Origin of the sequence: Pseudomonas sp. S4_EA_1b, assembly GCF_016307435.1 — a bacterium.
Taxonomy (GTDB): domain Bacteria; phylum Pseudomonadota; class Gammaproteobacteria; order Pseudomonadales; family Pseudomonadaceae; genus Aquipseudomonas; species Aquipseudomonas rhodesiae.
Genome location: NZ_JAEILC010000052.1, coordinates 16,354 through 34,006, shown reverse-complemented (window position 1 = coordinate 34,006; position 17,653 = coordinate 16,354). Strand labels below are relative to the sequence as shown.

The window sequence follows — 17,653 nt, the reverse complement described above, 5'->3', positions numbered from 1 at the left end:
TGCCCACCATGCGCACCGAACAACCCAAGATGATCTACCTCAAGGACTATCAGGCGCCGGACTACCTGATCGACGAGACGCACCTGACCTTCGAGTTGTTCGAGGACCACAGCCTGGTCCACGCGCAGTTGGTGATGCGCCGCAATCCCGAGCGCGGCGCCGGCCTGCCGCCGCTGGTGTTGGATGGGCAGCAACTGGAGCTGCTGAGCGTCAACCTGGGCGACAAGGAACTGACCGAGGCTGACTACCAGTTGACCGACAGCCACCTGACCCTGCACCCGACCCACGACAGCTTCACGCTCGACACCAGCGTGCGCATCCACCCGGAAACCAATACCGCGTTGGAAGGCCTGTACAAATCCGGCGGCATGTTCTGCACCCAATGCGAAGCCGAGGGCTTTCGTAAGATCACCTATTACCTCGACCGCCCGGACGTGATGAGCCGGTTCACCACCACGGTGATCGCCGAACAGCACAGCTACCCGGTGCTGCTCTCCAACGGCAACCCGATCGCCAGCGGCCCCGGTGAAGACGGCCGTCACTGGGCGACCTGGGAAGACCCATTCAAGAAACCTGCGTACCTGTTCGCCCTGGTGGCCGGCGACCTGTGGTGCGTCGAAGACAGCTTCACCACCATGACCCAGCGTGAAGTGGCGCTGCGCATCTACGTCGAGCCGGAAAACATCGACAAGTGCCAGCACGCCATGACCAGCCTGAAAAAATCCATGCGCTGGGACGAAGAAACCTACGGCCGCGAGTACGACCTCGACATCTTTATGATCGTGGCGGTCAATGACTTCAACATGGGCGCCATGGAGAACAAGGGCCTCAATATCTTCAACTCCAGCGCCGTGCTGGCCCGAGCCGAGACCGCCACCGACGCCGCGCACCAGCGGGTCGAAGCGATTGTCGCCCACGAGTATTTCCACAACTGGTCGGGCAACCGCGTGACCTGCCGCGACTGGTTCCAGCTGTCGCTCAAGGAAGGTTTCACGGTGTTCCGTGACTCGGGCTTCTCCGCCGATATGAACTCGGCCACGGTCAAGCGCATCCAGGATGTGGCCTACCTGCGCACTCATCAGTTCGCCGAAGACGCCGGCCCCATGGCCCACGCTGTGCGCCCGGACAGCTTTATCGAGATTTCCAACTTCTACACCCTGACCGTGTATGAAAAGGGTTCGGAAGTAGTCGGCATGATCCACACCTTGCTCGGGGCCGAAGGCTTCCGCAAAGGCAGTGACCTGTACTTCGAACGCCACGACGGCCAGGCCGTGACCTGCGATGACTTCATCAAGGCCATGGAAGACGCCAACAACGTGGATCTCAGCCAGTTCAAACGCTGGTACAGCCAGGCCGGCACGCCGCGCCTGGCGGTGAGCGAGTCCTACGATGCTGCCGCCCACACCTACAGCCTGACGTTCCGCCAGAGCTGCCCGCCGACTCCGGACAAGATGGAAAAACTTCCCTTCGTGATCCCGGTGGCACTGGGCTTGCTGGACGGCGAGGGCGCCGACCTGCCGCTGCGCCTGGCAGGCGAGGCCGCAGCCGCTGGCACCTCCCGCGTGCTGTCGGTGACGCAAGCCGAGCAGACCTTCACCTTCGTCGATATCCCAGAGCAGCCATTGCCGTCGCTGCTGCGCGGCTTCTCGGCGCCGGTGAAGCTGAGCTTCCCCTACAGCCGTGATCAGCTGATGTTCCTGATGCAGCACGACAGCGACGGCTTCAACCGTTGGGATGCCGGACAGCAACTGTCGGTGCAGGTGTTGCAGGAGCTGATCGGCCAGCATCAGGCAGGTCAGCCGCTGCAGTTGGATCAGCGTCTGATTGACGCGCTGCGCACGGTGCTGACGGACGAAACCCTCGACCAGGCCATGGTCGCGGAAATGCTCTCGTTGCCGAGCGAAGCCTATCTCACCGAGATCAGCGACGTGGCGGACGTGGACGCCATCCATGCCGCCCGCGAATTTGCGCGCAAGCAGCTGGCCGACCACTTGTTCGACACCCTGTGGCTGCGTTATCAGGCCAACCGCGAATTGTCGCGCCAGACCCCTTATGTGGCCTCGGCCGAACACTTTGCGCGACGTGCCTTGCAGAACATTGCGCTGTCCTACCTGATGCTCAGCGCCAAGTCCGAAGTGCTGGCGGCGACCCTGGAACAGTTCGACGCCTGCGACAACATGACTGAGCGGCTGACGGCGTTGGCGGTGCTGGTCAACTCGCCGTTCGAGGCGGAAAAAGCCCAGGCGCTGGCGGTGTTCGCCGAGAACTTCAAGGACAACCCGCTGGTCATGGACCAGTGGTTCAGCGTGCAGGCGGGCAGCACACTGCCGGGCGGGCTGGCGCGGGTCAAGGCGTTGATGGAGCACCCGGCGTTCACGATCAAGAACCCGAACAAGGTGCGTGCGCTGATCGGCGCCTTTGCCGGGCAGAACCTGATCAACTTCCACGCCGCGGACGGTTCCGGTTACCGCTTCCTGGCGGACCTGGTGATCCAGTTGAACGTCCTCAACCCTCAAATCGCGTCGCGCCAATTGGCACCGCTGACCCGCTGGCGCAAGTACGACAGCGCGCGCCAGGCGCTGATGAAGGCCGAGCTGGAGCGCATCCTCGCGTCCGGCGAGTTGTCCAGCGATGTGTACGAAGTGGTCAGCAAGAGCCTGGCGTAAGGGACCGGTGCGTTGTCATCCCCGTTCGCTCACCCCTTACTGAGATGAGCGGGCTTTTTTTGTGGTGAGCGGGCTTGCCCCGCGCCGGGCTGCGAAGCAGCCCTATCAAAACACCGCAACACCTCAGCAAACCGCAGGCATTTGCTACTGACAAGTTCTGTCAGTAGCAGGTGCTAAACTGCGGCATCTTTTCCCCCTGAGCCATCAACGTGTCCCGCACCACTCGTTTACTGACCTTGCTGCAGGCCCTGCGTGGGCGCAAGCGCCCGGTCACGGCGGCCGCGCTGGCGGCGCAGCTGGAGGTGTCCGAGCGCACGCTGTACCGCGACATCGCTGAGTTGACCGCGCTGGGCGCGCCGATTTTCGGCGAGGCCGGGGTAGGGTACGTGTTGCGCAGCGGCCTGTTCTTGCCGCCCTTGATGCTCAACGCCGAGGAAACCGAGGCGATCGTGCTGGGTTTGCGCTATGTGGATCAGCGTGGCGATGACGTGCTCAGTCGTGCCGCCGCCAACGCCTTGGCGAAAATCGCCGATGTGCTGGACCCTGCCGCTCAAGAAGCCTTGCGCAACCCGACCCTGTTGCCGGGTCCGCCGGGGTTCGGCTATCCGGAAAACCGCGTGCCGCTCAATGTGTTTCGCGAGGCGATCAGCCAGCAGAGCAAGCTGCACATCGATTACGCGGACGCCAGTCAAACCCAAAGCCAGCGCCTGATCTGGCCGCTGGCCCTGGGCTTTCTGAATGAGGTGCGGGTGGTCGTCGCCTGGTGCGAGTTACGCGGCGCCTATCGCACTTTTCGCACCGACCGCGTGGCCAGCGCCGAGGCCCGTGGAGAACGCTATCCGGGCCGCCGCAGTGACTGGTTGCGGGCCTGGCGCAAGCTGATGGAACAGGATGACAGCGGCCGTTTCACTCCTGACAAAAACTGACACAACGCTGGCTTAGCATGGCCTTACAAAATCAACCGACAGGAGTTGTGCCATGCCCCTTAACGAACTGGCCCCGGCCATCGCCACCTATATCGAAGCGACCAATAGCCGCGACATCTCGGTGGTGGCCCAATGTTTTGCCGAAGACGCCAACGTGTTCGATGAAGGCCAGCATCAGGTCGGCACCGCCGCCATTGCGCGCTGGATGGAGGACACGGCCCAGCGCTACCAGCCGCGGGTCGAAGTGCTTAAGGTGCAGCATCGCACGGGTAAGGTGCTGGTCAGCAACGTGGTAACCGGTAATTTTCCGGGCAGCCCGCTGGAGTTGCGCTACACCTTTCGCTTGAATGAGCAGGGAAAGATTTCACGCCTGGATATTTCCGTGTAGGTCATACTGGCGGGCATGACTTTCGACTCGCCTCTAGCGGCCTACCAACACGCCATCACCCAGCAGGGCTTTGTGACCGACGCCGCCCAGCGCCGCGCGGTCGAGGCCCTGCAAGCCTGCCATCAGGCCCTGCATCAGGGCTGCGCGCCGATCAACGGGGTTTACTTATGGGGCCCGGTGGGGCGCGGTAAAACCTGGCTGATGGACCAGTTCTATCAAAGCCTGCGTGTCCCCGCGCGGCGCCAGCATTTTCATCACTTTATGGGCTGGGTGCATCAGCGTCTGTTCCAATTGAGTGGCACACCCGACCCATTGCAGGCTCTGGCGCATGAGCTGAGTCGTGAGGTGCGAGTGCTGTGCTTCGATGAATTGTTCGTCAACGATATCGGCGATGCGATCATCCTGGGCCGCTTGTTCCAGGTCATGTTCGAGGCGGGTGTGGTGATGGTCTGCACCTCCAACCAGCCGCCCGATCAGTTGTATGCCGAGGGTTTCAACCGCGAGCGCTTCCTGCCGGGCATCGCCGCACTCAAGCGGCATATGCAGGTGGTGGCGGTGGACGGTGACGAGGATCACCGTCTGCACCCCGGAATCGGCCTGCAGCGTTACTGGGTCAACCAGCCGGAGGCGTTGGCCGAGGTATTTGGGCGTCTGGCCGAAGGGCAGCCGGTGGTCAGTGGGCCGATTGACGTCGGGCATCGCCGCATCCTCGCGGTGCGCGCCAGCGACCTTGTGCTGTGGTGCCGTTACGCCGATCTGTGTGAACAACCCTTGGCGGCGATGGACTTTATGCTGCTGTGCGATCGCTACCGCGCGATCCTGCTCGGCGAAGTCCCTGAGTTGAGCGCCCGCAAGCGGCCTGGCCGGATTGCCCGTGGCACCGAAGACGGTGCCCAGCGCGTGCTGGCCGGTGATCGCGAACTGCCGGCGTTGTCGGTGCACGATGACAGCGTGCGGCGTTTTATCGCCCTGGTGGATGAATGCTACGACCGCAAGGTGCCGCTGTTCATCGAAGCCCGCGTCCCGTTGGAGCGCCTTTACACCGAGGGCTACCTGGAATTTCCGTTCCGTCGAACCTTGAGCCGCTTACGGGAAATGCAGCTACAGCGTTTCGGCGCGACCCCGTAGGAAAAGCCACCGAAACCGTCCGGCAGACGCTTTTGATGGGTAAAACCTTCGCGCTTTCATGCGCGGATTTGTAGTTAATCTCCTTCATCTGCGGCTGACGCCGTGCGTACAATCGTGCCTCTCAAAGGGAGCTGATTCCCTTGTTGTTGCTATCGAGGACGGAAATGGACACCCCTGACATCCTGGTGCTACAAGCCAGCTACACCAATCCCGTGCATGCCGAGGCGATCGCCACGTTACTCAACCATTACGCTGAAGACCCCATGGGTGGCGGCCATGGCCTGCCCGCTGACTTGCTGGAGCAACTGCCGGCGGAACTGGCCAAGCGGCCCCATGCATTCAGCGTGCTTGCATTTGTCGGCGGCGAGCCCGCAGGGTTGATCAACTGTTTTGAAGGGTTCTCCACGTTTGCCTGCCGACCGTTGGTCAATGTGCATGATGTGGCGGTGATGGAGCGTTTTCGCGGGTTGGGGTTGAGTCAGAAAATGCTGCAGAAGGTCGAGGAAATCGCCCGCCAGCGTGGCTGCTGCAAGATCACCCTGGAAGTACTTGAAGGCAATGCCGTGGCGCAGGCGGCTTATCGCAAGTTCGGCTTTGATGATGCGGTGTTTGATCCGGCCCATGGCCGCATGCTTTTTTGGAATAAACCGCTGTAATAAAAAAGGCGCCATTGAATGGCGCCAAGTTAACCATTGCCAAAGGAGCGAAATGACAAAGGGAGCTGCGGATTAACACCCGATTAAATTAACCCTTGGGTTGCTGTTCAATGCCAGATTGTTCGACAGGCGTGTTCTTCAAGTCTCTACCGTCAGCAGCTGCGGTTTGCTGTTGCAGAGGGCCGTGAGTCTGCTCCTGAATAAAGGCGAAGTTGTTGTAGAACTCCTTCGAGCGCTCTGAACCGCCCTCGGCAAAGGCTGCGGCGGAGGTCAACGTCATCAGGCTGGCGAGCATCAGGGTGGAAAGTTTCATGGTGGTGTTCCCATTAAGTGTGATCGGTATTCGCTCGCTCCCTGATCGAATGGATGGGGCAACTATGGGGGTGTGTCATTAAGTGGGAATTAACCTGAGGCACACCCGAAGTTAACTTTTTTTATTAACTTCGGGTGTCGAGATTAAAGCTTCCAGTCTAGGGCCAAGGTAACCGCGCGGGGGTCGCCCCAGTACACGCCGTTATAGAAACCGACGCGTTCGTAGTACTTCTGATCGAATAGATTGTTGATGTTCAACGATGCCGATAGATGCTCGTCGACTTGGTAGCGCGACATCAGGTTGACTACGGTGTAAGCCTGCTGCGTGATCTTGTCGCGGGTAGTGATCAGCTCGCCGTCGGCATTCCGTTCCCCCGTGGGCCGATTACCGAAATCGTAAATCTCGCTCTGCCAATTCACCGCGCCGCCCACGGTAAGCTTGCGCCATGCGCCTGGCAGGCGATAAGCGCTGGACACCTTCAGCAGGTTCAGGGGCTGGCCGGTGTTGTTGCGTGTGCCCGCGCCATTCACCGAGTGGGTGTAGGTGTAACCCGCCGTAAGGTTCCAGTCCGGCATGATCTCGCCGGCAACCTCCAGCTCGAAGCCGTTGACCTTGTTGCCTTTGCCGCCGGACTTATAGTACTCCTCGCCGGTGGCCGGGTTCGGCGCCACCGAGTAGTCGCGTTCCGCGACGTTATTCTGGGTACTCCAGAAGTACGCGGCGGCCAGGTTCACGCGCTCATTGAGCACGCTGCCCTTGAGGCCGACTTCATAGTTGCTGCCCACCACCGGCTCCAGGTATTTCTTGTTGGCATCCCGCAGGCTTTGCGGTTTGAAGATATCGGTGTAGCTCGCGTAGACGGTGTACTCCGGCGTCAAGTCATAGAGCAGCCCGGCGTAGGGCGTCCACATATCGTTGTGGGTCTGGCGGGTCTTGTCGTTGGCGGTCAGTTGGTTGTTGGCATCGTAGCTCGGGGCCGCGCTTTCCAACTCCCAACTGCCGTAGCGACTGCCCAGTACGGCGTGCAGGCGCTCGGTCAGGCTCAGGCGGGTGGCCAGGTAACCGGCCTTTTGCTGTTTGCTGCTGTGTTCGCCCTTGAGGTCGGTGACCGTGTCGGTGAACTTGGGGATGCCGCCCATGTATTTCCAGTCTTCAATGGTGTAGTAGCTGTCATCCAGGCGGCTGCGCATAAACGGCGACACGTCGCGTTGGGCCGCTTCGCCGTAGCCCATCATCAGTGCATGTTCGCGCCCCAGCAGCGCATAACTGCCGGCCAGATTCAGGTCAACGGCTTCCATTCTCGAAGTGCCGCGCATATGGCTGGCCCAGGCGCTCATGCCGCTGCGGTCGTCGTTGGGGAAGCCCGCGCCGCCGTAGTACACCTTGCCGTCCGTGTCGCTTTGCCGATGGGTATAGGCGGCTTTCAGGTGCCAGTCGCCTGCCAGGCGATGATCCAGGGTCGCGAAAGTGGTTTTGTCGGTCAGCGGCCAGGAGCTCCAGTGCGCCGCCATATTGGTCGAGCGCGGCAGCCTGGCCTTTTCGCCCCGGCTGTTCCAGTAGGGTACGGTGCCCCAGGAGGTGCCTTGAACCTGCTTGTCCTGGTAATCGAACCCCACGGCCAGCACGGTATCGTCTGACAGGTCACCTTCAAGAATGCCGTAGCCGACCGAGCGCTGCAGCGCATAGTTATCTCGGAACGACTGGCTGTCGCGGTAAGCCAGCACCGTGCGCCCGCGTAGCCGACCGTCGAACGCCAGCGGACCGCCGACGTCCAGGTAGCTGTAGTAATTGTCATGGCTGGCACCGCTGACGCCGGTTTTTGCCTGCCATTGGGCGGTAGGGCGCTTGCGCACCATGTTCACGGTGGCCGAAGGATCGCCCGCACCGGTGGTCAAGCCCGTCGCACCGCGCACCACTTCGATACGGTCGTGGATGATGGTGTCGGCGTCGGACTTCATATAGCCGAACGTATTGAGCATCCCGTCGATCTGGAAATTGCTGATGCCATAGCCACGGGAAGAATAGGCCACGCGGTCGGAGTCGTTGTGCTGCACGTTGATGCCGGTGGTCTGGCGCAGCACGTCGGTCAAGGTATTGAGGTTGAAGTCGTCCATCTGCTGGCGGGTGATTACCGAGATCGACTGCGGAGTGTCCTTGACGGACAGGTTCAGGCGCGTGGCGGTGTTCATCGAACCGGTTGTGTAGGACCCGGTGTGCTCGGTGGTGGCGCCGAGGCCATCCGCGGTGATGCTGGTGGCTTGCAACTCCAGCGGTGTTGGGTCGCTATCGGTTTCAGCCAGCAAGTCAGGACTCAGCAACAGGCCAAACACGCTGAGCGAAAAGGACATGGAACGGGTGAAGGGCGCGATCATCGCGGAAGACTCCTTGTCGTCTTTGCGGCCTTTTCGGTATGAAAAGGCCATGGCTCAAAGACGAAAGGAGCAGGGCAACTTTAGGCTTAAACGAGAATGATTGTTATCTTTCTGTTACAAGGCCGGTGTTTCCTGTAGCACCACTTCGGTGGTGGCGGCTTTCTTCGGCTTGATCAGGCTGAAGTCGATCAGCGGCTTTTGCTGGCGCTGATAGGGGTCGCCGATCAGCAGCGGGCGCGGTTTGAAGCTGTCACTCACCAGGCTTTTGCTACGATCCAACTCCTCGGAACTCAAACCGGCCAGGTCGGCCCAGGTGTGAATCAACTGTGAGCTGCTGTAGGGCCGCTGCAGGTCGCCGGCAAAATTCCAGCTGTGGCTTTCGCGCCATTTCGGCGAGGCGTAGGCCATGAACGGAATGGTGTACATCGGCGCCGTCGGCTTGCCTTCATTCCGGCCCAAAGTGCTGTGGCCGGCGGAGTCGAATACGTCTTCGCCATGGTCCGACAGGTACAGCAGGAAGCCGTTGGGATCGGTCTTGGCGTAGTCCTTGATCAGGCTCGACACCACGAAGTCGTTGTACAGCACCGCATTGTCGTAGCTGTTGTAGGTCGGCAATTGATCGTCGCTGATGCTCGCAGGCACACCTTCACGGTCGGTGAACTTGTCGAAGTTCGGCGGGTAACGGTACTGGTAGCTCATGTGCGTGCCCAGCAGGTGCACCACGATGAACTTGCGCTCGGCCGGATCGGCCAGGGCCTTGGAAAACGGTGCCAATACATCGCCGTCGTACTGACGGGCGTTCTGGTTGCGGTTGTTGTTCAGGTACACCTGCTCGTCGGCCTGTTCGGAAAAGGTCGTGAGCATGGTGTTGCGCTTGGTCATGGTCTGCTGGTTGGTGATCCAGTAAGTCTTGTAGCCGGCCTGTTTCATCATGCTGACGATGGATGGCGTCTTGAGGTACAGGTCGGGGTTTTCTTCGTCGGCGAAGGTCAGGACCTGCTGCAACGCCTCGATGGTGTAGGGGCGTGGGGTGATGACATTGTCGAACACGGCCAATTGGTCGCGCAGCTTGTCCAGCTCTGGTGTGGTTGTGCGTGGATAGCCGTACAGGCTCATGCGCTGGCGGTTGGTCGATTCGCCGATGACGAGCACCAGTGTCGACGGCTGGCCGGCGGCGGCGTCCTTGAGGTTGGTCAGCGGCGGGATCTGGCTGGCGCTGTGCAGCATGCCCTGCATGTTGTCCAGTTGTTCGGTGTAACGGCGGTAGGCCACGATCATCTGCCAAGGTACGGCCGGCTCGATGCGGGTTTCGAAGCGGTCGATGCCGTCGGCCAGGGTCTCGCTACGGGCAATCTGCTTGACCAGCGGGTAGCCGACAATGGCCACCAGGATCGCGGTTGCCGCCAGTAACGCCTGGCCGCGCGGCAGGTAGACCGGGCGCACGCGGGTCCATAGGAAGATGGCTAAGGCAGTGTGGGCAATGAACGCCAGTACGATCCACCAGGCGAAGTACTGGGTGAGGTATTCACCGGCTTCGGAGATGTTCGACTCGAACATGATAAAGATGACGCTCTGGGAAAATTCCTGCTGATAAACGAAGAAATATCCCAGACTGGCCATGGAACAGGCCCACAGCACCACGCCAATCACAGCGGCGAGTACACGGGTCTGGCGGGGAAAGACCAGCATCGGCGCGAGCCACAGGGCGCTCATGAAAAAGGCTTGGCGAAACCCGCTGAAACCCGAGGTGCCGCTGAGTTGGATCAGCAGTTGGGTAATACCCGAGAAGTACCAGAAAAACAGGAACAGCCAGCCAAGGCCAGCCCAATCAAAGCCTTTCGCAGACTTAGTGCTGCGTTTGAACATTGCCATCCGGCGCTCCAACCCAAGAGTTTTCCAGTTGACGCGCAGGGCTGCACGCAACACCGGCCACCCTGGTTTTAAGGGGCGGCCTTTGGGGGCGGGAGTATCGGGATGGGCGTGTGAAAACTTTGTGAGATTTTTGTAGGGGTTATCTTACAAAGCGGTGACAGGGCTCAGCAGAGTGCAGGTTGCGCGCCGGCCGGCTGATCCAGTTGAGCCTGGATGATGTACGAGCGCAGGCGCATGACTTCCTGCTGCAATTGTTCGCGCTCGTCTTTCAACTGACGCAACTCATCGCGACGGATATTGACGTAGAGAGTCTGGGGAGGGCGGGTCATCTGTGCTGTGCTCATTGCTTGCCTCGCAAATAGCCGGTGTGTCGCGGTGTGCCAGAACGCTTGAGTCGAGGTTCTCGGCATCAGTCGGAAGCAATTCTGAATTCTTTTTCACAGCAATGGAACTTTTTTATTTTTGGTGGTCGTGTGACTTTTGCCGCGGTAATGGTGAAACGATGGCATCTTTTTTGGCATGAAACTACACCGATCCGCTCTGGACTAACCCTCATTAGCCTCATTGCGCTATAAACTATGTCACACATTTTTTAGTAGTTAGGAGCATCAGCACATGCAACTGGGGATTATCGGACTAGGCCGCATGGGCGGGAATATTGCACGGCGCCTGATGCTCAATGGGCATACCACCGTTGTTTACGACCGTAACGAAGCATTTGTCAAAGGCTTGAGCGAAGAGGGCGCCACTGGCGTTGCCGATCTCAAAGCCCTGGTCGCCGGGCTGCAGCAGCCTCGCGCCGTGTGGGTCATGTTGCCGGCGGGCGACCCCACCGAGAACACCATTCAAGAACTCAGTGAACTGCTGGACAGCGGCGACGTGATCATCGATGGCGGCAACACCAACTACAAGGATGACGTACGCCGCGCCAAGGCCCTGGCGGAAAAAGGTCTGCACTATGTCGACGTCGGCACGTCCGGCGGTGTCTGGGGCCTGGAACGCGGCTATTGCATGATGATTGGCGGCGATACCGAAACCGTGCAGCGTCTGGACCCGATCTTCGCCAGCCTGGCGCCAGGCCTGGGCACCATTCCGCGCACCAAGGACCGTTCCGCCGCCGCCGACCCGCGCGCCGAACACGGTTATATCCACGCTGGGCCGGCCGGTTCCGGGCACTTCGTCAAGATGATCCATAACGGCATCGAATACGGCATGATGCAGGCGTTCGCCGAGGGTTTCGACATTCTCAAAACCAAGAACTCGGAGAACTTGCCCGAAGATCAGCGTTTCGACCTGAATGTGGCCGATATCGCCGAAGTGTGGCGCCGTGGCAGCGTGGTGTCGTCGTGGTTGCTGGACTTGACCGCCGATGCCCTGGCCACCGACCCGAAACTCGACGGCTATTCCGGCTCCGTGGCCGACAGTGGCGAAGGCCGCTGGACTATCGAAGCGGCCATGGAACAAGCCGTGCCGGTGCCGGTGCTGTCCACCTCGTTGTTCGCCCGTTTCCGCTCGCGCCAGCAGAGCACTTACGGTGACAAGATGCTGTCGGCGATGCGCTTCGGCTTCGGTGGTCACGTGGAGACTTCCAAAAAATGACGGCTAACGGCAAAAAACTGAAGGCCGAACCCGCTCCACCTACCACTTTGTTCCTGTTTGGCGCCCATGGCGACTTGGTCAAGCGCCTGCTGATGCCGGCGCTGTACAACCTCAGTCGCGACGGGTTGCTGGGCGATGGCTTGCGCATTGTCGGGGTGGATCACAACGCCATCAGCGATGCCGACTTCGCCAAGAAACTCGAAGATTTCATTCGCACCGAAGCCGCGAGCAAGGTCAAAGGCAATGCCGAGAACGCGCTGGACCCGCAGTTGTGGGCTCAGTTGGCCAAAGGCATCAGCTACGTCGAGGGCGACTTCCTCGACGACAGCACCTACACCGACATCGGCAAGAAAATCGCCGAGAGCGGCACCGGCAATGCGGTGTTCTATTTGGCCACCGCGCCGCGTTTTTTCAGCGAGGTGGTGCAGCGGTTGGGCAGCGCCGGCTTGTTGACGGAAACTGACCACGGTTTCCGTCGCGTGGTCATCGAAAAACCGTTCGGTTCCGATCTGGCCACCGCCGAAGCGTTGAACGCGTGCCTGCTCAAGGTGATGAGCGAGAAGCAGATCTACCGCATCGACCATTACCTGGGCAAAGAAACGGTACAGAACATCCTGATCAGCCGTTTCTCCAACGTGCTGTTCGAAGCGTTCTGGAACAATCACTACATCGATCACGTGCAAATCACCGCCGCCGAAACCGTCGGCGTGGAGACGCGGGGTAACTTCTTCGAAAAAACTGGCACGTTGCGGGATATGGTGCCCAACCACCTGTTCCAGCTGTTGGCCATGGTCGCCATGGAGCCGCCAGCGGCGTTCGGCGCCGACGCGGTGCGCGGGGAAAAGGCCAAGGTGATTGGCGCGGTGCGCCCCTGGTCCCTGGAAGATGCACGGGCCAACTCGGTACGTGGCCAGTACACCGCTGGCGAGATCGGCGGCAAGGCATTGCCGGGTTACCGCGAAGAGGCCAACGTCGCGCCGGACAGCAGCACCGAGACCTTCGTGGCGCTCAAGGTGATGATCGACAACTGGCGCTGGGTCGGCGTGCCGTTCTACCTGCGCACCGGCAAGCGCATGAGTGTGCGCGATACCGAAATCGTGATCTGCTTCAAGCCGGCCCCCTATGCGCAGTTCCGCGATACCGACGTGGATGAACTCAAGCCTACCTACCTGAAAATCCAGATCCAGCCGAATGAAGGCATGTGGTTCGACCTGTTGGCGAAAAAGCCTGGGCCGACCCTGGATATGGCCAATATCCAATTGGGTTTCGCCTACAAGGACTTTTTCCAGATGCAACCGTCGACGGGGTACGAAACCCTGATCTACGACTGCATGACCGGCGACCAGACCTTGTTTCAGCGCGCCGACAACATTGAGAACGGCTGGCGCGCGGTGCAGCCATTCCTCGATGCGTGGAAGGAAGATGATGGCATCCAGACTTACAAGGCAGGTGAAGATGGTCCGGCGGCGGCTGACACGCTGCTGGCCCGGGATGGTCGTACCTGGCACACACTCGGATGAGTGATGCCGCGATCCAACCCATCCGTTTTATCCTCAGCGACGTGGATGGCACGTTGCTGCATCCCGACCACAGCCTCAGCCAACGCACGGCCGATGCGGTTCGTGCCTTGCGTGACGCCGGTGTGCTGTTCAGCCTGGCCAGCGGGCGACCGCCCAAGGCCATGTTGCACCTGATTGAAACGTTCGGTATCGATGTTCCGGTGGCGGGCTTCAATGGCGGTACGTTGATCCATCCGGACGGCAGGGTTTTGATAGCTCATCACCTGCCTGCTGAAGCCGCGCTGATCGCCTTGGCGCTGTTTTCGGCCGAGTCGGAGGTGGAAGTCTGGATGTTTGCCGATGGCGATTGGCTGCGCCGTGGTTCGCCCGGCCCGATGGAACCGCGGGAAACCGCTGGGCTGGGTTATGGGCCGCAGGTGGTGGAGAGTTTTGAACCCTATCTGGATCGGGTCGACAAGATTGTCGCTGCCAGCCTTAACACGCAACTGCTGGTTGAACTGGAGGCGCGTTTGCACCCCAAGGTCGAGGGGCTGGCGCAGGTTTCGCGGTCGCAGCCGGTTTATCTGGATGTGACGGCCATGCTGGCCAATAAAGGCGAGGCGTTAAAAACGTTGGCCGAGCATCTGGGCGTGGCGCTTGAGCACACTGCGGCCATCGGTGATGGCGGCAATGACCCGGCGATGTTTGAGGTGGCCGGGCTGGCGATTGCCATGGGCCAGGCGGAAGAAACCGTCAAACGTCGCGCCAATGTAGTGACAGGCACTAATATTGACGACGGTGCCGCAGAAGCTTTCGAGCGGTTTATTCTGCCGTCACACTCAATACGCTAAGTTCAACGGCACAACTTACGATCACGCTTTGTATGGATCGAAAGTTGTGCCGTCGATTTATTTACTTAGGCATTGCCCAGGATTGTAACTGATAGCCGCTTTTATCCAGTTCGGCACGCGCCTGCAACAGCAGGTTTTCCAATTGCGCGGGATCGGTGTAGGCACTCGACGAGAGTTGCTTGCGGCCGATGCGGTTGTTGGTGCGGTCGACGACGCTGAGGCTGAGGGCGCCATTGCCATCGTGCCAGGCCACGCACTGAAAGGGCTGGAAGGCACGGTCTGCGATCAAAAGAGCTTCGTTGATGCGGAGCGGGGCGTTCATTGGGGTCTCTCTCTAAATGCCCAATCAAATGAGTGCCGTCGGTTGGGCGAGCCAGGCGGCGAGTTACTTGTACTGATGCGCGATGGCGGGGTGCGGGTCACATGTTAGAGCAACAAATTTCAACTTTCCGTGATTGAGGTCATGTAAGCGCCTGTTTTGAAAGCTGATTGAAAGTTTCCACAGTCGGCAACTTTTTAATCGCTGAAGCAAGAAGATGGCTTTTTGCCCCGACTTATAGCGAAACGGTACAAGGCGCGCGTCAATATCTTGCTAGGGTTAGCACCAGTCGTTACAACTGGTTGTTTCTAAATAACTTTAACGATTTTTGACGCCAAGGATCAGTCATGGGTGTGCCTCTCGTCCAACGCCGTTTGCTTGTGGTCGATCCGTGCGATGACTGCCATGGGCTGTTGCCCGGGCTGCGTACGGCGGGGTGGGAAGTGGACAGCTGTGCGCTGGAGGACGTGGGGGATCGCTCCTGCGATGTCGGCCTGCTGCGCTTGCAGCCCGAACACCTGAAGAGGCCCGAAGCGGTCAAGGAGCTGATCGGCCGCAGCGGCACTGAATGGATTGCCGTGCTCAGCCAGGATGTACTGCGCTTGCAGAATGTCGGCGACTTCGTTTGCGAGTGGTTTTTCGACTTCCATACGTTGCCGTTCGACGTCTCGCGGGTGCAGGTCACTCTGGGACGCGCATTCGGCATGGCGCGCTTGCGCGGTAAAGGCCACACGCCGGTGGATGAGGGGCACGAACTGCTGGGCGACAGCCGGCCCATTCGCGAGCTGCGCAAACTCTTATCCAAGCTGGCGCCGACGGAGTCCCCCGTCTTGATTCGCGGTGACAGCGGCACCGGCAAAGAGCTGGTGGCCAAAACCCTGCATCGTCAGTCCCAGCGCCATGCCAAGCCTTTCGTGGCGATCAACTGCGGTGCCATCCCTGAACACCTGATCCAGTCCGAACTGTTCGGCCATGAGAAAGGTGCGTTTACCGGCGCGCACCAGCGCAAGATCGGGCGTATCGAAGCGGCAAACGGCGGCACGCTGTTTCTCGATGAAATCGGCGACCTGCCGATGGAGCTGCAGGCCAACCTGCTGCGGTTTTTGCAGGAGAAGCACATCGAGCGCGTCGGCGGCAGCCAGCCGATCCCGGTGGATGTGCGTGTGCTGGCGGCGACCCACGTCAATCTTGAAGCGGCGGTGGCCAAGGGCGCCTTCCGCGAGGATTTGTACTACCGCCTCAATGTGCTGCAGGTGGTCACCGCGCCGTTGCGCGAGCGCCATGGTGACGTGGCGATGTTGGCCAACCACTTTGCGCGTTTCTACAGCCAGGAAACCGGACGCCGCCCGCGCAGTTTCAGCGAAGATGCCCTGGCGGCCATGGCGCAGCATCCGTGGCCCGGCAATGTGCGTGAGTTGGCCAACCGCGTGCGCCGTGGCCTGGTGCTCGCCGAAGGGCGGCAGATCGAAGCCGTTGATCTGGGATTGCAGAGCGAGCAGGCAATCGCGCCACCCTTGGCTACACTCGAAGACTACAAGCACCGCGCCGAACGTCAGGCGCTGTGCGATGTGCTCAACCGTCATAGCGACAACTTGAGTGTCGCTGCCCGTGTGCTCGGCGTGTCCCGGCCTACGTTCTATCGGTTGCTGCACAAACACCAGATCCGCTAGGGCGGGTAAACCGAAAAGCCCCGCAACGACCCTTATCGTTGCGGGGCTTTTCCTTGTGCGTCTGGTTAGAAGTAGTACGGGAATTTCAGGCTGAAGGTGAAGTCCGGCGCATCGTCGGTCATACCGATCGCCAGGTTCGGCACGATCGTCAGGTTATCCGAGGCGGCAATGGTCATGCCCACGTTGAAGTAGCCGGCGTTGGCATCGCTGGAGACCACCGATTGCCAGTCCCCGCCATTGGGTTTGAGGCGACTTTTACGCTGGACCAGGTCAGACACCGAAAACGACATGCTCATTTTCTCATTCAGCGCGAACGCTACGCCCATGCCGACCTGGAAGCTGTCACCCAGGCTGACCTTGCCGCCGACCTTCTGGTTGACGTCGCTGCTGATGTCGTCGAACGAATCTTCGAAGTTGTGGGTGTAGGATAACGAGCCAAACAGCACGGCCGGATCGAAGGTCTTGACCAGGGAGATGCCCGGCGTGATCGACCAGACCCCGTTGCCGGTGGGCAGGCTTTCAGGTACGAACAAGTTGTCGTTGCCGGGTTGGTTGATGAGCTTGATGCCGAACGGTTCCTTGCCCGTCGGCGCCTTGACCCGTACCGACACCACCGCATCCGGCAGGGTGGGGGTCTCGTCGAGGAACTTGTAGGCCACACCGAAGTTGACGTCGCCGATGGTCGGGTCGCGGGTCACCGATGCTTCCGATGTTGCCGTGCCGTTGTTGCCTGCACCGGCCGATTGGTACGTCGATTCGCGGTACACCACCGGCACGTTAACGTCGAACTGCCAGCGGTTGTCGAGGTTGTAGCGGCCGGTGAGGTCCAGGGTCCAGTTGTCCGACTTGATGCGGTCGAGGTTGATATTGCCGAGGAAAATCGAGTCCAGCGCCAGGAACCCATTGAGGGTCAGTTGGCGCGCGTCGTAGCGAGCGTAGGTCACGCCGGTTTCGAAGCTGAACTTGCCATTGCCGAAGAAGCCACTAGCTTCGTTATAAAGGTTGCTGACACTTTGCGCAGGCGCCGAGTCGTCCTTGAGGGACTGCCCATAGGAACTGCCGCCGCCCGCGCCACCGGAGGCCGCAGCGGCGCCAGTGCCGGCCACGGTGGTGCCGCCTTTCTGGAAGTCGGCGGGGGATTTGGCCAGGCGTTTGGGCGCCGGCGTCGCCGGTTGGTCTTCGACCTGACGCACTCGCTGTTCCAGCACCGCCAGGGCCTTTTGCTGCACTTCGTAACGTTGCTTGAGTTCCAGGAGTTCTTGCTTGAGTGTTTCGATATCGGCATCTGGCGCGGCATACAACACGGATGCGGGCAAGAGCGTACTTAAACAGACCACCGCACGAAGCGATAACGATCGATGCATGAAATAAGCCGTCCTTTTTTAATGCGTAAG

Annotated in this window: 15 protein-coding genes; 9 read left to right on the top strand and 6 right to left on the bottom strand. The window is 60.2% G+C overall.

From position 1 onward, the window contains the following. Positions 1-8 precede the first annotated feature (8 nt). From pepN to YA0848_RS18315, 5 genes are all read left to right on the top strand, one after another. Positions 9-2,666, top strand: coding sequence for an aminopeptidase N (pepN, locus tag YA0848_RS18335; protein WP_047881921.1), 2,658 nt, complete (start codon positions 9-11; stop codon positions 2,664-2,666). A 209-nt stretch (positions 2,667-2,875) separates the two neighbouring features. After that, positions 2,876-3,592, top strand: a complete 717-nt coding sequence (locus tag YA0848_RS18330; protein ID WP_034097060.1) for a helix-turn-helix transcriptional regulator — start codon at positions 2,876-2,878, stop codon at positions 3,590-3,592. Between the two features lie 52 nt (positions 3,593-3,644). Beyond that, on the top strand, positions 3,645-3,980 hold the full coding sequence (locus tag YA0848_RS18325; protein WP_034097061.1) for a nuclear transport factor 2 family protein: 336 nt from the start codon (positions 3,645-3,647) through the stop codon (positions 3,978-3,980). A gap of 15 nt (positions 3,981-3,995) precedes the next feature. Continuing rightward, positions 3,996-5,108, top strand: coding sequence for a cell division protein ZapE (zapE, locus tag YA0848_RS18320; protein ID WP_169903204.1), 1,113 nt, complete (start codon positions 3,996-3,998; stop codon positions 5,106-5,108). Between the two features lie 164 nt (positions 5,109-5,272). Continuing rightward, positions 5,273-5,764 (top strand): GNAT family N-acetyltransferase, encoded by a 492-nt coding sequence (locus YA0848_RS18315; protein WP_034097063.1) that lies wholly within the window; start codon positions 5,273-5,275, stop codon positions 5,762-5,764. An 88-nt stretch (positions 5,765-5,852) separates the two neighbouring features. Here the strand turns inward: YA0848_RS18315 and YA0848_RS18310 are convergent, their stop codons facing one another. From YA0848_RS18310 to YA0848_RS18295, 4 genes are all read right to left on the bottom strand, one after another. After that, positions 5,853-6,077 carry a hypothetical protein gene (locus YA0848_RS18310; RefSeq protein ID WP_034137928.1) on the bottom strand — a complete coding sequence of 75 codons (225 nt, stop codon included), beginning with the start codon at positions 6,075-6,077 and terminating at the stop codon, positions 5,853-5,855. Positions 6,078-6,220: 143 nt separating this feature from the next. Next, on the bottom strand, positions 6,221-8,449 hold the full coding sequence (locus YA0848_RS18305) for a TonB-dependent siderophore receptor (protein ID WP_198712483.1): 2,229 nt from the start codon (positions 8,447-8,449) through the stop codon (positions 6,221-6,223). A gap of 114 nt (positions 8,450-8,563) precedes the next feature. Next, a complete protein-coding gene (locus YA0848_RS18300) occupies positions 8,564-10,321 on the bottom strand; it encodes a phosphoethanolamine transferase CptA (protein WP_169903206.1) in 1,758 nt (585 codons plus the stop codon). 164 nt (positions 10,322-10,485) lie between these two features. Next, positions 10,486-10,665, bottom strand: a complete 180-nt coding sequence (locus YA0848_RS18295; protein WP_256203854.1) for a DUF6026 family protein — start codon at positions 10,663-10,665, stop codon at positions 10,486-10,488. A gap of 271 nt (positions 10,666-10,936) precedes the next feature. Between YA0848_RS18295 and gnd the strand changes: the two genes are divergently transcribed. Genes gnd through YA0848_RS18280 form a run of 3 tightly spaced genes read left to right on the top strand, consistent with a single transcriptional unit; the run spans position 10,937 to position 14,270 of the window. Beyond that, a complete protein-coding gene (gnd, locus tag YA0848_RS18290; RefSeq protein ID WP_034097067.1) occupies positions 10,937-11,920 on the top strand; it encodes a phosphogluconate dehydrogenase (NAD(+)-dependent, decarboxylating) in 984 nt (327 codons plus the stop codon). Beyond that, on the top strand, positions 11,917-13,440 hold the full coding sequence (gene zwf / locus YA0848_RS18285) for a glucose-6-phosphate dehydrogenase (protein WP_034097068.1): 1,524 nt from the start codon (positions 11,917-11,919) through the stop codon (positions 13,438-13,440). The genes gnd and zwf overlap by 4 nt, the downstream gene beginning before the upstream one ends. Next, positions 13,437-14,270, top strand: coding sequence for a Cof-type HAD-IIB family hydrolase (locus tag YA0848_RS18280; RefSeq protein ID WP_040268084.1), 834 nt, complete (start codon positions 13,437-13,439; stop codon positions 14,268-14,270). The genes zwf and YA0848_RS18280 overlap by 4 nt, the downstream gene beginning before the upstream one ends. A gap of 61 nt (positions 14,271-14,331) precedes the next feature. Here the strand turns inward: YA0848_RS18280 and YA0848_RS18275 are convergent, their stop codons facing one another. Continuing rightward, positions 14,332-14,592, bottom strand: a complete 261-nt coding sequence (locus tag YA0848_RS18275; protein WP_034097070.1) for a hypothetical protein — start codon at positions 14,590-14,592, stop codon at positions 14,332-14,334. Positions 14,593-14,936: 344 nt separating this feature from the next. Here YA0848_RS18275 and YA0848_RS18270 point away from each other — a divergent pair, with 344 nt between their 5' ends. Continuing rightward, on the top strand, positions 14,937-16,259 hold the full coding sequence (locus YA0848_RS18270; protein ID WP_034097071.1) for a sigma-54 dependent transcriptional regulator: 1,323 nt from the start codon (positions 14,937-14,939) through the stop codon (positions 16,257-16,259). A gap of 65 nt (positions 16,260-16,324) precedes the next feature. Here the strand turns inward: YA0848_RS18270 and YA0848_RS18265 are convergent, their stop codons facing one another. Then, positions 16,325-17,623, bottom strand: a complete 1,299-nt coding sequence (locus tag YA0848_RS18265; RefSeq protein ID WP_034097072.1) for a hypothetical protein — start codon at positions 17,621-17,623, stop codon at positions 16,325-16,327. Positions 17,624-17,653: the final 30 nt, after the last annotated feature.

What these genes read in the sequence shown, in the direction of transcription:
- pepN (WP_047881921.1), top strand. Translation starts at nt 9, where the DNA reads ATGCGCACCGAACAACCCAAGATGATCTACCTCAAGGACTATCAGGCG.
- YA0848_RS18265 (WP_034097072.1), bottom strand. Translation starts at nt 17,623, where the DNA reads ATGCATCGATCGTTATCGCTTCGTGCGGTGGTCTGTTTAAGTACGCTC.
- YA0848_RS18275 (WP_034097070.1), bottom strand. Translation starts at nt 14,592, where the DNA reads ATGAACGCCCCGCTCCGCATCAACGAAGCTCTTTTGATCGCAGACCGT.
- zapE (WP_169903204.1), top strand. Translation starts at nt 3,996, where the DNA reads ATGACTTTCGACTCGCCTCTAGCGGCCTACCAACACGCCATCACCCAG.
- gnd (WP_034097067.1), top strand. Translation starts at nt 10,937, where the DNA reads ATGCAACTGGGGATTATCGGACTAGGCCGCATGGGCGGGAATATTGCA.
- YA0848_RS18315 (WP_034097063.1), top strand. Translation starts at nt 5,273, where the DNA reads ATGGACACCCCTGACATCCTGGTGCTACAAGCCAGCTACACCAATCCC.
- YA0848_RS18305 (WP_198712483.1), bottom strand. Translation starts at nt 8,449, where the DNA reads ATGATCGCGCCCTTCACCCGTTCCATGTCCTTTTCGCTCAGCGTGTTT.
- YA0848_RS18310 (WP_034137928.1), bottom strand. Translation starts at nt 6,077, where the DNA reads ATGAAACTTTCCACCCTGATGCTCGCCAGCCTGATGACGTTGACCTCC.
- YA0848_RS18325 (WP_034097061.1), top strand. Translation starts at nt 3,645, where the DNA reads ATGCCCCTTAACGAACTGGCCCCGGCCATCGCCACCTATATCGAAGCG.
- YA0848_RS18270 (WP_034097071.1), top strand. Translation starts at nt 14,937, where the DNA reads ATGGGTGTGCCTCTCGTCCAACGCCGTTTGCTTGTGGTCGATCCGTGC.
- YA0848_RS18295 (WP_256203854.1), bottom strand. Translation starts at nt 10,665, where the DNA reads ATGAGCACAGCACAGATGACCCGCCCTCCCCAGACTCTCTACGTCAAT.
- zwf (WP_034097068.1), top strand. Translation starts at nt 11,917, where the DNA reads ATGACGGCTAACGGCAAAAAACTGAAGGCCGAACCCGCTCCACCTACC.
- YA0848_RS18280 (WP_040268084.1), top strand. Translation starts at nt 13,437, where the DNA reads ATGAGTGATGCCGCGATCCAACCCATCCGTTTTATCCTCAGCGACGTG.
- YA0848_RS18300 (WP_169903206.1), bottom strand. Translation starts at nt 10,321, where the DNA reads ATGGCAATGTTCAAACGCAGCACTAAGTCTGCGAAAGGCTTTGATTGG.